Here is a 13,759-nt window from a genome sequence, read left to right on the forward strand (position 1 = left end):
CCCGCGTGCCTCAAGGCACGCGGGGCGTTGTCGTAATAGCACACTTGGGTCTGCCTTTCGCGCGCCAGGCCGCGCTACGGTTGTCAAACCTCTGACGACATCCGTAATCTCCCTATAATGACCGGGCTTCGCGATGCGCGGAGCGGCATGCAATGTTCGTGGACAGGAGTGTTCTTTTGGCGAGACCCAAGCAAATCAGCGCGAGCCCGGTTCCGGGCGCCGGCACCGTGTTCGCATTGCGTGCGATCGGACTGGTGCTTGCGGCGCGTTGGGCGTTCTCGATGTCGCAGATGGGCTATTTGTCCTCGCTGCGCGCGATGACGTCGTCGCCGTGGGCGTGCGTGAACCTCGTCCTGATTTTTCTCCTGATCGTGCTGCCGGGCGCGAAGGCGCGCATGGAGCGCCCGTTGCATCCGCTGCCGCAGTGGTTGCGGCAGGCCTTGCGCTTCATCGCGCTCCTGGCATTCGGCTTTGCGATGTTTTCCGTCGGCGCGTTCATCTGGAGTTCCGGATGGCGGCGCTTTACGCAAGCGCTCGCCGAGACCAACGGCTGGCTTGTCGTCGGCCCGGCGCTCTATGCGGTCGTCATGTGGATCTGCAGGCCGCGCGCGCTCTGGCGCACCAACGTCGCCGCGCGGCGTTTCGCGATCGGCCGCTATGCGATCTCGCTCGATCCCGTCACGCGGACCGCGGTCGTCTGGGCGGAGAGCCGCAAGCTCGGCCAGTACGATGCGCGTGAGCTGTCGGTGAAATGGCCGGCGCCGTCGCCGGATGTATCGCCGTCAACGACGATGCTCACGCCGGCTACCGAGCCCGCCGGCCCGTCGATTCGCGCAAGCGGCGAAGTGCGGCGGGGCGTGTTCGCGCGGCCGCCGAAAGTCGAGTTGTTGTGGGACTCGCCCGCCGCGGCCGGACATAATCGCACCACCGTGTTCCGCGCGCCGCTCGCCAGCGAGGGCGACCGCAACGCGGCGCGCGCGCTCGATGTGACGCTGCGTCAGATCTGAATCGTTCGCCTTCGCAAGCCGAACTGCCGTGCACGTCGTTCCTGTCTCTTCAGGGAGGAAAGGATGCTGATACGTTGGACGCTGGCCGCGCTTCATCTTCTTGCTTTCGGTTTCGCGCTCGGCTCGGTGCTCGCGCGCGCCCGCGCGTTGCGGCATCTCGATGCCACGCAGTCCATTCAGGCGAACGAACTGCGGTTGCGCGACGTGTTCCGCTCGGATTCGGTGTGGGGCGTCACCGCGATCGTGCTGATCGTGACAGGCGTGACGCGCGCGTTCGGCGGGTTCGAAAAAGGGGCCGCGTATTATTTGCACGAGCCGCTTTTCCATTTGAAGATGACGGTGCTCGTCGCGATTCTGCTGATCGAAGTCTCACCGATGCTCGCGCTGATTCGCTGGCGCATCGCGCTCGCGCAGGGCGGGGCGATCGATCTGACGCGCGCGCGGCGTTTTGCGTGGATGAGCGATCTGGAAGCTGGGCTCGTGATGGTGATGGTGATCGCCGCGAGCGGGATGGCGCGGGGCGTATGGGCGTCGTAACCGCATTCGGTGACGGAAAATGAAAAAGGCCCAAGTCGTGAGACTTGGGCCCTTTGTTCTTCGGTGCTTGTCTTTACCAACACCAGAATTCTGGTGGGTAGTACTGGGATCGAACCAGTGACCCCTGCCGTGTGAAGGCAGTGCTCTACCGCTGAGCTAACCACCCGAAGAGAAACGAGATTATGTCAGGCGTTTCGCGTTTCGTAAAGACCCTGTTAAGCCGAATTCGAAAAAATTATGCGGGAACGGCATCGCCTTCGGCCGGCGCCGGTTCCGTGCGCCATACGCTCGTGCCTTTGAGCGCCTTGTCGAGATCGGTCAGCACGGCTTCGTGCGCGGCGAGCTCTTCAACGCTCGCGACGATCACCGGCAAATCCAGATCGTCGAGCGCGATGCGCGACGTCGAGACCGAGCCCGACGCGGGCTGATCGCCGAGCATGTCGATGACGAGGCTTTCCTGGCCGCGCGTCATCGCGAGATAGACCTCCGCGAGCAACTCCGAGTCGAGCAGCGCGCCGTGCAGCGTGCGATGCGCGTTGCTGATGCCGAAGCGGTCGCACAGCGCGTCCAGCGAATTGCGCTTGCCGGGGAACATCTGCTTGGCCTGCGCGAGCGAGTCGATGACGCCAGCGCATGTTTCGGAGACCTTCGGCAATCCGAGCAGCGCGAACTCCGTGTCGAGAAAGCCGACGTCGAAGGGCGCGTTATGGATGATCAACTCGGCGTCCGCGATGAAATCGCGCAACTCGGCGGCGATCTCCGCGAACTTCGGCTTGTCGCTCAGGAACTCGGTCGTGAGACCGTGCACGGCGAGCGCGCCGGGATCGCTGTCGCGCTCCGGGTTCACGTAGAGATGCAGATTGTTGCCGGTGAGCCGGCGGTTGATCAGCTCGACGCAGCCGATTTCGATGATCCGGTCGCCCGTCCTCGCGTTCAGGCCGGTAGTTTCGGTATCCAGTATCAGTTGGCGCATAGATGACGTGTAGTTTGATTAGCTGTCCGCGAGCGAGGTCACGCCACGATTGGCGAGCGCATCGGCGCGTTCGTTCTCGGGATGTCCGGCGTGGCCCTTGACCCAGCGCCACTCGATTTCATGCTGAGCGACGAGGCCGTCGAGCCGCTTCCAGAGATCGGCGTTCTTGACGGGCGTCTTCGCGGCGGTCATCCAGTTCTTTCTCTTCCAGCCGTGGATCCATTCGCTGATGCCTTTTTGCACATATTGCGAATCGGTGTGGATGATCGCGTGGCACGGGCGCTTCAACGCCTCGAGCGCGGAGATCACGGCCATCAGTTCCATGCGGTTGTTGGTAGTCGCGGCTTCTCCGCCGAACAGTTCCTTTTCCTGCGTGCCGAAGCGAAGCAGGGCGCCCCAGCCGCCGGGCCCGGGATTGCCTTTGCAGGCGCCGTCCGTGTAGATGTCGATTACCTTGTTCGATGCGGGTTCTTGAGTCATCAATGCTCGTTGCGAGTCTCGTTGCGCGTGTGCGGAGCCGCGACCGGCGCGAGGCCAGGCGCGAGCGCGGTTTTTTTCAGCTTGCGGGGGCCGATGACGCGCATGCCGCGCACGCGCTTCACCGCCGTGATCATGTACGCCGCGCCGAAGATGGGCCACCAGCGGTCGCCGGCGGCTTCCATGAATTCATAGCGTTGCAGCCACTTGTCCGTGACGAGCGGCGGACGATAACAGCCGAAGCGCCCGCGTTCAAGATCGAATCCGAGCAGCTTGATCCAGTCCTTGATACGCGTGAACGCAATCATTTCGTGCGCCGATGGGACGAACGGCCGGCCCGCCACCTTGCCGAGCGATTGCCGCGCGCCCCACAGACTCAGCGAATTGAAGCCGAGAATGATCAACTGGCCCTCGGGCACGAGCACGCGTTCGGCTTCACGCAAGAGCCGATGCGGGTCCGGCGAGAATTCGAGCGTGTGAGGCAGTACGAGCAGATCGACGCTTTGTGCTTCGAAGGGCAGGTCGAGCAGATCGCACCACACGGTGCTGCGGCCGTCAGGTGCGCTCGCCGCGGGTAGCGCGCTCACGCCGGGCGTCGTGGCGCGCGGCGGCGTGTAGGGCGCACTCGATGCGCTTTCCGCGTCGAGCACGAGCGCGCGGCCGGTCATGCGATTTTCACGCAACGCGTCGAGTTGCGGCATGCCGAGCTGCAGCGCGTGATAGCCGAAGATGTCGGACACCACGTGATCGAGCTGCGCCTGCTCCCATTCGAGCACGTAGCGTCCGGGCGCCGAGCTCGTCCAGGTGGGCCAGTCTATAATCGGTCGGTCAGACATGTTCGAATTGCCGCATAGAAAATCGCCATGAATTCGCTTGCCAAGAATCTATCTGCTCAGGATGCACTCGAATACGTGCCGGTTCCGGCGTTCGAGGACAACTACATCTGGCTCGTATCGGACTCGCGCGATGCGGTCGTGGTCGACCCCGGTGACGCCGCGCCCGTGGAGGCGTATCTCGCCAGGCGCGGTTGGCGACTGACCGCTATTTTACTCACGCACCATCATCAGGACCACGTCGGCGGCGTGAAAGCGCTCCTCGATAGCCGATCGGCAGAGGGCGGCATTCCCGTCTACGGCCCGGCCAGCGAGCGTATCGAGCATCTGACCCAGCGCGTCACGGGCGGCGATACGGTGCGCATCGCGCATCCGGCGCTCGAACTTTCCGTGATTGACGTGCCGGGACATACGGCCGGTCACATCGCTTACTTTCAGGCAGGCGATCCGGGCGGCACGCCGCATCTCTTTTGCGGCGACACCCTGTTCGCGAGTGGCTGCGGCCGTCTTTTCGAAGGCACGCCGCAGCAGATGCTCGCCTCGCTCGACGCGCTCGCCGCGTTGCCCGAAAACACGCAGGTTCACTGCGCGCACGAATACACGCTGTCGAACATCAAATTCGCGCGCGTATGCGAGCCGGACAACGCCGCGCTCGTGCGCTGGAGCGACGACGCGCAGACGCTGCGCGCCGCAGGCAAGCCGACCTTGCCGACGACCATCGGCCACGAAAAGGCGGTAAATCCGTTCTTGCGCTCGGACGTTCCGGCGATTCACGCGACACTTTCGTCACAGTTCGGCACCCCGATTTCCGACCGTCTCGAAGCGTTTCGAATGATGCGAGGCTGGAAGGATAAGTTCCGCTAACCGAACGCTTTTAGGGATAACTTCAACCGAAACGTTGGAATCGCCGTTAGATGCAGGATTTTGCAGGGGTTTTGCGCGCATTCTTATTGACGTCTTAGGTGCTGTTCCGTACTATCGGCTGCAAATTTCCAAGCATTATTTTGTGGAAGCAGAGACGTTCCATGCGACTAACCCTTAGCGCGCTGTCCGTCCTGATGCTCGCCGCGTGCGCGAGCCAGGGACCTACAGCGTCAGATCCTTTATCAGTTTCAGCCACTACCGCCGCTTCGCAGCAACAGCAGCAGCAAGTCGCCGACACCATCCGCCGCACCGCAGCAGCCAAGGAAACCATCGACGTCGACAAGACGCCCGTGACCTCGCTCGCGGGATCGTCCGATCTCTGGAACCGCATTCGTGGCGGTTTCCAGATTCCCGATCTGCAAAGCGATCTCGTCGACATGCAGGTCAACTGGTACGCGCAGCGCCCGGACTACGTCGAGCGCATGACCACGCGCTCGCAGAAGTACCTCTATCACATCGTCGAGGAACTCGAGCAGCGGCACATGCCGACCGAGCTCGCGCTCCTGCCGTTCATCGAATCGGCTTACAGCCCGCAGGCGCTGTCGGTCGCGAAGGCCGCGGGCATGTGGCAGTTCATGCCGGGCACGGGCCGCGACTACAACCTCAAGCAGAACATGTGGCAGGACGAGCGCCGCGACGTGCTCGCATCGACGAGCGCCGCGCTCGACTATCTCTCGCGTCTGCATGACATGTTTGGCGACTGGCATCTCGCGCTCGCTGCCTACAACTGGGGCGAGGGCAATGTGCAGCGCGCGATCGCGCGCAACGAGGCGGCGGGCTTGCCGACCGACTACGAAAATCTGCGCATGCCCAACGAGACGCGTAACTACGTGCCGAAGCTGCAGGCCGTGAAGAACATCGTGAGCAATCCGCAGATGTACGGCCTCGCGCTGCCGGACATCCCGAATCACCCGTATTTCGTGACGGTCACGACCGCGCGCGACATCGACGTGACGATGGCCGCCAAGCTCGCCGCCATGAGCGTGGAAGAATTCCGCTCGCTCAATCCGTCGTTCTCGAAGCCGGTGATTCTCGGCGCGACCAATCCGCAGATCCTGCTGCCGTTCGACAACGCGGCTTCGTTCCAGCGCAATCTCTCGTCGTATTCGGGCGCATTGTCGTCGTGGACCACGTACACCGTGACCGAGCGATCACGCCCGGCGGCGATCGCCGAGAAAATCGGCGTGGACGCGGACACGCTGATGTCGGTCAATCGCATTCCGGCGGGCATGCGTCTGAAGCCTGGCTCGACGATCGTCGTGCCACGTACGGACGACGACGATGAAGACATCAGCGCCGACGTCGCCGCAAACGCGATGCTCGCGATCGAGCGCGACGTGCCCGACACGCGCCGACTCGTGATACGCGTGCGCCGCAAGCAGGCCGTCAGCACGTTGGCGGACCGTTATAACGTGTCGCCGGCGCAGGTGCGCGCGTGGAACCGTACTCACGGCGATATGATCATGCCGGGCCAGGTGGTTGTCCTGCACGTGCCTTATGGCCGTCCGGTGCCGGCCGAGCCGGGTCCGGCGCGCCTGGAGACGGTGGCGGCGTCGAGCCGTTCGTCGGGCGGCGTGTCGAAGATCGGCACGCGCGTGCCGGAATCGAAGTCTTCGCGCGGTGGCAAGGCAACCGCGCATTCGTCGGGCAAGGTGACGAAAGTGTCGGCTTCGACGGCATCGCATGCGGCAAAGCCCGCCGCCACGGCCAAGACCGTGAAGCCGGCCGCATCGACGAAGACCAGCAAGAAGAAATAAGCCCGGCGTTTCGGCGAAGCGCTATCCCACGCCGTCACCAAGGTGACGGCGTTTTCTTTTGGCGACGCCGCTAAACTGGCGGTCCATAAGAATGAAGCGTCCGTTTCACATGCCTTCCACACGTCTCCGTGTTTTTCTCCTGTTCGCCGCCGGATACTTCGTCTCGTACGTGTTCCGCGGGGTCAATCTCGGCTTCGCGCCGCTCATCACGCACGAGCTGGGTCTGTCCGCGGCCGATCTGGGTCTTCTCACCTCGCTGTACTTCATCGGCTTCGCGCTGGCGCAGATTCCGGTGGGCGTGTTGCTCGATCATTTCGGCCCGCGCCGCGTAACGGCCAGCATGCTGTTGTTCGCGGCGGCCGGCATCTGGGTGTTCGGCGCATCCCACGGGCTCGCGGGGCTGATGATCGGCCGGTTCCTGATCGGCGTCGGCGTATCGGTGTGTCTGAGCGCGGCCTTCAAGGCGTCGGCGCAACATTTCGCGCTCGCGCGCCTGCCGCTCATCAACGGACTCACGATGGCCGTCGGCGGACTGGGCGGCGTCGTGGTCGGATCGCCGCTCGCATCGCTTTTGCATGTCGCGAGCTGGCGGCAAGTGTGCGTGGGACTGGGCGTGTTCACGCTCGCCGTCGCTGCCGCGATCGTCCTGTTCGCGCCGCGCAAGGCGGAGGCCGAGCCGCATCATCGGGCGGACGTCGTCACCCAGTTCAAGGGTACGTGGCTCATCCTGAAAAGCGGCGTGTTCTGGAAGATCGCTTCGTTTTCTGTCGTCACGCAAGGCGTTTTCTATGCGATGCAATCGCTATGGATTCGCCCCTATTTGCTCGATGTAATGAATCTCGCGCCCGCTCACGCCGCAGCGCTCGTGTCGGTTCTCGGGTTCGCGATGATGTTCGGCTGCGTCGGCTTCGGCGCCGCGGCGCGCGGCATGGAGCGGCGCGGCGTTTCGGTGTATGCGTTCTGCGGCGCCGGCATGGTGCTGTTCGTCGTGACGCAAGTGTTGATGGTGCTGCGCGTGCCGCTGCCGCCGTCCGTGCTGATTACCGCATACGGGATTTTCGGCGGGACGGGCATTCTGAGCTACGCAGTCGCCGCCGAGTATTTTCCGTCGCACATGATCGGACGCGCGCACACGACGCTCACGCTCGTGATTTTCCTGTTGATTTTCGGCTTCCAGGTGGGTGTCGGTGCGATGCTTTCGCTCTGGCCGTCGGATGGCGGACGCTACCCGGCGTCGGCGCATCTGACGGTGTGGATCGTGCTGATTGGGCTGCAAGTCGCGAGTGCAGTCTGGTACGTTTTTCCGAGCCGCGTGCTGCACAAGTCCGATCGAAAAGTAGAGCGCACGGCGCACTGACCGGCACGCGCGAGGCAGGCGGTACGCAAGCGGACGCTTCCGAAATCTGGCGAATGCGACGTTTTCGCGCTATAATTCGAAGGTTTGAGCATATCAACCCGCACCCTAGCGCCTACCTCCCATTCACCGTCGTTCGCTGCGCATGAACTGCGCGCCGCACGGTGCCGATCGCCCGCTTGAATTCGTCGATGCCACGCGCAAGCGTGCCGGTTCGAGCCACGATGCGCGCACAGCGAGCCGCCGCTTTCACTGCGAAGGAAACCCTCGTTCTTCGAGCGACGGGAGGCCAAGCCTGAATTTCGGACAGACAGGTCGGTAACAGGGTGTTCCCCAAGGAGCTTCCCGTGTTGCCGTCATTTTCCCCCGCACTCCTCGCACTTGCCGACGGCACGGTCTTTCGTGGTCAATCGATCGGCGCGCCCGGTTCGACGATCGGCGAAGTGGTGTTCAACACCGCCATCACCGGTTATCAGGAAATCCTGACCGATCCGAGCTACGCCCGCCAGATCGTCACGCTGACCTATCCGCACATCGGCAACTACGGCGTGAACGCCGAAGACGTCGAAGCCACCAAAGTCCATGCCGCCGGCCTCATCATTCGTGATCTGCCGGTGCTCGCTTCGAACTTCCGCTCCGAGCAATCGCTCTCCGATTATCTGAAGGCGCAAGGCGTCGTCGCCATCGCGGGCATCGACACGCGCAAGCTCACGCGCATCCTGCGCGAGAAGGGCGCGCAGAACGGATGCATTCTCGCCGGCACCGACGATGAAGCGAAGGCGCTCGGCCTCGCGCGCTCGTTTCCGGGTCTCGCGGGCATGGACCTCGCGAAGGTCGTGTCGACGCAAGAGAACTACGAATGGACGCAGACCGAATGGCGTCTCGGCAGCGGCTACGGCAAGCAGGAAGCGCCGAAGTTTCGCGTCGTCGCGTTCGACTACGGCGTGAAGTTCAACATCCTGCGCATGCTGGCCGAGCGCGGTTGCCACGTGACGGTGCTGCCGGCGCAATCGAGCGCCGCTGACGCGCTCGCGCTCAATCCGGACGGCATCTTCCTCTCGAACGGCCCGGGCGATCCGGAACCCTGCGACTACGCGATCCGCGCCACGCGCGAGTTCATCGAGCGCGGCATTCCGACGTTCGGCATCTGCCTCGGCCATCAGATCATGGGTCTCGCCGTTGGCGCGAAGACAATGAAGATGAAGACCGGCCACCACGGCGCGAACCATCCGGTGAAGGACATGGAAGACGGCCGCGTGGTGATCACGTCGCAGAACCACGGCTTCGCGGTCGATGCATCGACGCTGCCCGCCAACGCGAAGGTCACGCACGTCTCGCTGTTCGACGGCACGCTGCAAGGTTTCGCGCTCACGGACAAGCCCGCGTTCTGTTTCCAGGGTCACCCGGAAGCGTCGCCCGGCCCGCACGACATCGCGTATCTGTTCGACCGCTTCATCAAGCTGATGGAGGCGGCGAAGGTCGCCGCTTAAAAGTACCGAACATATATATCGAGAGCAGTTATGCCGAAGCGCACAGACATCAAGAGCATCCTCATCATCGGCGCGGGTCCGATCATCATCGGCCAGGCGTGCGAGTTCGATTATTCGGGCGCGCAAGCCTGTAAAGCGCTGCGTGAGGAAGGCTACAAGGTCATCCTCGTCAACAGCAATCCGGCGACGATCATGACCGATCCGAACACGGCCGACGTCACCTACATCGAGCCGATTTCGTGGGAAGTGGTCGAGCGCATCATCGCGAAGGAGCGCCCGGATGCGATCCTGCCGACCATGGGCGGACAGACCGCGCTCAATTGCGCGCTCGACCTGTTCCATCACGGCGTGCTGGAGAAGTACAACGTCGAACTGATCGGCGCATCGCCCGAAGCGATCGACAAGGCGGAAGACCGCCAGAAGTTCAAGGACGCGATGACGAAGATCGGCCTCGGTTCGGCCAAGTCGGGCATCGCGCATTCGATGGAAGAAGCGCTCGCCGTGCAGGCGCAGATCGCCGAGGCGACGGGCAGCGGCGGTTATCCGACCGTCATTCGTCCTTCGTTCACGCTGGGCGGCTCGGGCGGCGGCATCGCGTACAACAAGGATGAGTTCGAAGAAATCTGCCGTCGTGGCCTCGATCTTTCGCCGACGCGCGAACTGCTGATCGAAGAATCGCTGCTTGGCTGGAAAGAGTACGAGATGGAAGTCGTCCGCGATAAGAAGGACAACTGCATCATCGTGTGCTCGATCGAAAACCTCGACCCGATGGGCGTGCACACGGGCGATTCGATCACCGTCGCGCCCGCGCAGACGCTCACCGACAAGGAGTATCAGGTGCTGCGTAACGCGTCGCTCGCGGTGTTGCGCGAGATCGGCGTCGATACGGGCGGCTCGAACGTGCAGTTCGCCATCAACCCTGTCGATGGCCGCATGGTCGTCATCGAGATGAACCCGCGCGTGTCGCGCTCGTCGGCGCTGGCATCGAAGGCGACGGGCTTCCCGATCGCGAAGGTCGCCGCGAAGCTCGCGTGCGGCTACACGCTCGACGAACTCAAGAACGAAATCACCGGCGGACAGACGCCTGCATCGTTCGAGCCGACGATCGACTACGTCGTGACGAAGGTGCCGCGCTTCGCGTTCGAAAAATTCCGCGAAGCCGATTCGCGCCTGACGACGCAGATGAAGTCCGTCGGCGAAGTGATGGCGATGGGCCGCACGTTCCAGGAATCGTTCCAGAAGGCGCTGCGCGGTCTGGAAGTGGGCGTCGATGGTCTCGATGAAAAGACCGCGAGCCGCGACGAAGTCATCCGCGAAATCGGCGAGCCGGGCCCGGACCGTATCTGGTATCTCGGCGACGCGTTCCGTCTCGGCTTGACGATGGAAGAGATCTTCGAAGAGACGTCGATCGATCCCTGGTTCCTCGCGCAGATCGAACAGATCATCCTGAAGGAAAAGGCGCTCGAAGGCCGCACGCTCGCGAGCCTCACGCGAGACGAACTGCTGTATCTGAAGAAGAGCGGCTTTTCGGATCGCCGTCTGGCGAAGCTGACTGGCTCGACGCAGGACGATGTGCGCAAGAAGCGCCACGAACTGAAAGTGCGCCCGGTCTACAAGCGCGTGGACACGTGCGCGGCCGAGTTCGCGACGAAGACCGCCTACATGTACTCGACCTACGAGGAAGAGTGCGAAGCGAATCCGACGGACAAGAAGAAGATCATGGTGCTCGGCGGCGGCCCGAACCGGATCGGGCAGGGCATCGAGTTCGACTATTGCTGCGTGCATGCCGCGCTCGCGATGCGCGAGGACGGCTATGAAACCATCATGGTCAACTGCAACCCTGAAACCGTGTCGACCGACTACGACACGTCCGATCGTCTGTACTTCGAATCGCTGACGCTGGAAGACGTGCTCGAGATCGTCGATCTCGAAAAGCCGGTCGGCGTGATCGTGCAGTACGGCGGACAGACGCCGCTCAAGCTCGCGCTCGATCTCGAAGCGAACGGTGTGCCGATCATCGGCACGTCGCCGGACATGATCGATGCCGCCGAAGACCGCGAACGCTTCCAGCAGCTTCTGAAAGATCTCGACCTGCGCCAGCCGCCGAACCGCACGGCGCGCGCCGAAGATGAAGCGTTGAAGCTCGCCGAAGAGATCGGCTATCCGCTCGTCGTGCGTCCGTCCTACGTGCTGGGCGGCCGCGCGATGGAAATCGTTCACGAGCCGCGCGATCTCGAACGCTACATGCGCGAGGCCGTGAAGGTATCGAACGACTCGCCGGTGCTGCTCGACCGCTTCCTGAACGACGCGATCGAATGCGATGTCGACTGCATCTCCGATGGCGATGACGTGTTCATCGGCGGCGTCATGGAGCACATCGAACAGGCGGGCGTGCACTCGGGCGACTCGGCCTGCTCGCTGCCGCCGTATTCGTTGTCGAAGGAAACCGTCGACGAGCTGAAGCGGCAAACCGCCGCGATGGCGAAGGCGCTGAACGTCGTCGGCCTGATGAACGTGCAGTTCGCGATTCAGCAAGTACCGCAAGACGATGGTTCGAAGAAGGACGTCATCTACGTGCTGGAAGTGAACCCGCGCGCATCGCGCACGGTGCCGTACGTGTCGAAGGCGACGGGCCTGCCGCTCGCGAAGATCGCCGCGCGCGCGATGGTCGGTCAGAAACTGAAGCAGCAAGGCGTCACGAAGGAAGTCATTCCGCCGTACTTCAGCGTGAAGGAAGCCGTGTTCCCGTTCGTCAAGTTCCCGGCGGTCGATCCGGTGCTGGGACCGGAAATGCGCTCGACCGGCGAAGTGATGGGCGTGGGCCGCACCTTCGGCGAAGCGCTCTTCAAGTCGCAACTCGCGGCCGGCTCGCGTCTGCCGGAATCGGGCACGGTGCTGCTGACGGTGATGGACGCGGACAAGCCGAAGGCCGTCGAAGTCGCGCAGATGCTGCACGAACTCGGCTATCCGATCGTCGCGACCAAGGGCACGGCGGCCGCGATCGCGGCGGCGGGCGTGCCGGTGAAGGTCGTGAACAAGGTGAAGGACGGCCGTCCGCACATCGTCGACATGATCAAGAACGGCGAGATCGCGCTCGTCTTCACGACCGTCGATGAAACGCGCGCCGCCATCGCCGATTCGCGTTCGATCCGCATGAGCGCGCAGGCCAACAAGGTCACGTACTACACGACCATGTCGGGCGCGCGCGCGGCCGTCGAGGGCCTGCGTTATCTCCGCGATCTGGAAGTCTATGATTTACAAGGGCTGCATGCTCGCCTAAACTAAGGCTTCGATTACAAGTCTAAGCATCACGAGCCGCGGTTAAGCGGCGTCTCCTTTGATCGGGAGATGCGCTTAACCGCGGTAATTTTTTTGACGAAATTGTTTGTGAGTGGTCTATGAGCACGATTCCTTTGACGAAGCGCGGCGCGGAGTTGCTGCGCGACGAATTGCAACGCCTGAAGGCCGTGGAGCGTCCGGCGGTCATCACTGCGATCGCGGAGGCCCGCGCACAAGGCGACCTGTCGGAAAACGCGGAATACGACGCCGCAAAAGAAAAGCAGGGATTCATCGAGGGCCGCATCGCCGAGATCGAGTCGAAGCTCGCCGCCGCGCAAGTGATCGATCCGACGCAAGTCGAGGCCGAAGGCCGCGTGGTGTTCGGTGCGACGGTCGAACTGGAGGATCTGGAGTCGGGCGACATGGTGACGTATCAGATCGTCGGCGATGACGAAGCGAATATCGATCACGGTCTCATCTCGGTGAGCTCGCCGATCGCGCGCGCGCTCATCGCGAAATCGGAAGGCGACGTGGCGTCGGTGCAGGCACCGAGCGGCGCGCGCGAATACGAAATCATCGCGGTACGTTACGTCTGATGGAGCACCGGCTCTTTCGCACCATCAGCATGGTCTGGGTCGGCAGCTTGCTGACCCTGGGCCTCGTCGCCGCGCCCGTCCTTTTCTCGATGCTCGACCGCACGTCGGCGGGCTCGGTGGCGGCGCAACTCTTCAGGATCGAGGCGATCATCGGCGTGGTCAGTGCGCTCGTGCTGATTCTGATCGGCAATCGCTTCGTGAAAAGCGGCATCGTCGATTACAAGCGCGTTCGGTGGATCGTCGCGGTGATGCTTCTGTGCGTGCTGGTCGGCTACTTCGCGCTGCAGCCGTTCATGAACTCGCTGCGCATGGCCGCGCAGGAAGCGGGCACCGATCTCGCCAGCTCTCCGTATGCGAAGGAGTTCGGGGTGCTGCACGGCATATCGAGCGCGATCTATCTGATCGAATGCCTGTTCGGTATCGCGCTGGTTTGGCGCCTGCCGGGTGCGGCGCCGGTCAAGGTCGTGCCGAAGGGCAAATCTGCCAAGGTGGCGGCGAAACGAGCGCGCAGCTGAATCGCGGTGGTTACGGA

At 63.1% G+C, this 13,759-nt stretch carries 12 protein-coding genes and 1 tRNA gene; 9 read left to right on the forward strand and 4 right to left on the reverse strand.

All coding sequences use genetic code 11. The features are described 5' to 3' along the window. Positions 1 to 176: 176 nt before the first annotated feature. The gene (locus PQR08_RS15110) at positions 177 to 1,007 is read left to right on the forward strand and encodes a hypothetical protein (RefSeq protein WP_187605774.1); all 831 of its coding nucleotides are present in this window, start codon (positions 177 to 179) and stop codon (positions 1,005 to 1,007) included. A gap of 63 nt (positions 1,008 to 1,070) precedes the next feature. Further along, positions 1,071 to 1,544, forward strand: a complete 474-nt coding sequence (locus PQR08_RS15115; RefSeq protein WP_238215400.1) for a DUF2214 family protein — start codon at positions 1,071 to 1,073, stop codon at positions 1,542 to 1,544. 91 nt (positions 1,545 to 1,635) lie between these two features. On the opposite strand, the gene PQR08_RS15120 is transcribed toward PQR08_RS15115, so the two are convergent. The 4 genes from PQR08_RS15120 to PQR08_RS15135 all read right to left on the reverse strand — a co-directional run bounded on the left by PQR08_RS15120 (position 1,636) and on the right by PQR08_RS15135 (position 3,830). After that, a tRNA-Val gene (locus PQR08_RS15120) sits at positions 1,636 to 1,710 on the reverse strand. Positions 1,711 to 1,779: 69 nt separating this feature from the next. After that, a complete protein-coding gene (gene dnaQ / locus PQR08_RS15125) occupies positions 1,780 to 2,517 on the reverse strand; it encodes a DNA polymerase III subunit epsilon (RefSeq protein WP_187605772.1) in 738 nt (245 codons plus the stop codon). An 18-nt stretch (positions 2,518 to 2,535) separates the two neighbouring features. Further along, positions 2,536 to 2,997 carry a ribonuclease HI gene (gene rnhA / locus PQR08_RS15130; protein ID WP_408161691.1) on the reverse strand — a complete coding sequence of 154 codons (462 nt, stop codon included), beginning with the start codon at positions 2,995 to 2,997 and terminating at the stop codon, positions 2,536 to 2,538. Continuing rightward, entirely contained in the window at positions 2,997 to 3,830 is an 834-nt protein-coding gene (locus tag PQR08_RS15135; protein ID WP_187605770.1) for a class I SAM-dependent methyltransferase, read from the reverse strand. The genes rnhA and PQR08_RS15135 overlap by 1 nt, the downstream gene beginning before the upstream one ends. Positions 3,831 to 3,857: 27 nt before the next feature. On the opposite strand from PQR08_RS15135, the gene gloB reads away from it, so the two are divergent. From gloB to PQR08_RS15170, 7 genes are all read left to right on the forward strand, one after another. Next, positions 3,858 to 4,691: a hydroxyacylglutathione hydrolase gene (gene gloB, locus PQR08_RS15140; protein WP_408161693.1), complete on the forward strand. Its 834-nt coding sequence runs from the start codon at positions 3,858 to 3,860 to the stop codon at positions 4,689 to 4,691. Positions 4,692 to 4,852: 161 nt separating this feature from the next. Continuing rightward, on the forward strand, positions 4,853 to 6,508 hold the full coding sequence (locus PQR08_RS15145; protein ID WP_408161694.1) for a transglycosylase SLT domain-containing protein: 1,656 nt from the start codon (positions 4,853 to 4,855) through the stop codon (positions 6,506 to 6,508). A gap of 109 nt (positions 6,509 to 6,617) precedes the next feature. Then, positions 6,618 to 7,865 carry an MFS transporter gene (locus tag PQR08_RS15150; RefSeq protein ID WP_408161696.1) on the forward strand — a complete coding sequence of 416 codons (1,248 nt, stop codon included), beginning with the start codon at positions 6,618 to 6,620 and terminating at the stop codon, positions 7,863 to 7,865. A 344-nt stretch (positions 7,866 to 8,209) separates the two neighbouring features. Beyond that, positions 8,210 to 9,352, forward strand: coding sequence for a glutamine-hydrolyzing carbamoyl-phosphate synthase small subunit (gene carA, locus PQR08_RS15155; RefSeq protein WP_408161697.1), 1,143 nt, complete (start codon positions 8,210 to 8,212; stop codon positions 9,350 to 9,352). 30 nt (positions 9,353 to 9,382) lie between these two features. Further along, a complete protein-coding gene (carB, locus tag PQR08_RS15160) occupies positions 9,383 to 12,637 on the forward strand; it encodes a carbamoyl-phosphate synthase large subunit (protein ID WP_187605765.1) in 3,255 nt (1,084 codons plus the stop codon). A 113-nt stretch (positions 12,638 to 12,750) separates the two neighbouring features. Continuing rightward, positions 12,751 to 13,227 carry a transcription elongation factor GreA gene (gene greA, locus PQR08_RS15165; protein WP_035501637.1) on the forward strand — a complete coding sequence of 159 codons (477 nt, stop codon included), beginning with the start codon at positions 12,751 to 12,753 and terminating at the stop codon, positions 13,225 to 13,227. After that, positions 13,227 to 13,742: a DUF4149 domain-containing protein gene (locus PQR08_RS15170; protein ID WP_035501636.1), complete on the forward strand. Its 516-nt coding sequence runs from the start codon at positions 13,227 to 13,229 to the stop codon at positions 13,740 to 13,742. Before greA ends, PQR08_RS15170 begins: the two co-directional genes overlap by 1 nt. The last annotated feature ends 17 nt before the right edge of the window (positions 13,743 to 13,759 follow it).

It is taken from the genome of Caballeronia jiangsuensis, from assembly GCF_046030135.1.
GTDB classification, from domain to species: domain Bacteria; phylum Pseudomonadota; class Gammaproteobacteria; order Burkholderiales; family Burkholderiaceae; genus Caballeronia; species Caballeronia jiangsuensis.

What these genes read in the sequence shown, in the direction of transcription:
- PQR08_RS15170 (WP_035501636.1), top strand. Translation starts at nt 13,227, where the DNA reads ATGGAGCACCGGCTCTTTCGCACCATCAGCATGGTCTGGGTCGGCAGC.
- dnaQ (WP_187605772.1), bottom strand. Translation starts at nt 2,517, where the DNA reads ATGCGCCAACTGATACTGGATACCGAAACTACCGGCCTGAACGCGAGG.
- PQR08_RS15135 (WP_187605770.1), bottom strand. Translation starts at nt 3,830, where the DNA reads ATGTCTGACCGACCGATTATAGACTGGCCCACCTGGACGAGCTCGGCG.
- greA (WP_035501637.1), top strand. Translation starts at nt 12,751, where the DNA reads ATGAGCACGATTCCTTTGACGAAGCGCGGCGCGGAGTTGCTGCGCGAC.
- gloB (WP_408161693.1), top strand. Translation starts at nt 3,858, where the DNA reads ATGAATTCGCTTGCCAAGAATCTATCTGCTCAGGATGCACTCGAATAC.
- rnhA (WP_408161691.1), bottom strand. Translation starts at nt 2,997, where the DNA reads ATGACTCAAGAACCCGCATCGAACAAGGTAATCGACATCTACACGGAC.
- PQR08_RS15115 (WP_238215400.1), top strand. Translation starts at nt 1,071, where the DNA reads ATGCTGATACGTTGGACGCTGGCCGCGCTTCATCTTCTTGCTTTCGGT.
- PQR08_RS15150 (WP_408161696.1), top strand. Translation starts at nt 6,618, where the DNA reads ATGCCTTCCACACGTCTCCGTGTTTTTCTCCTGTTCGCCGCCGGATAC.
- PQR08_RS15145 (WP_408161694.1), top strand. Translation starts at nt 4,853, where the DNA reads ATGCGACTAACCCTTAGCGCGCTGTCCGTCCTGATGCTCGCCGCGTGC.
- carB (WP_187605765.1), top strand. Translation starts at nt 9,383, where the DNA reads ATGCCGAAGCGCACAGACATCAAGAGCATCCTCATCATCGGCGCGGGT.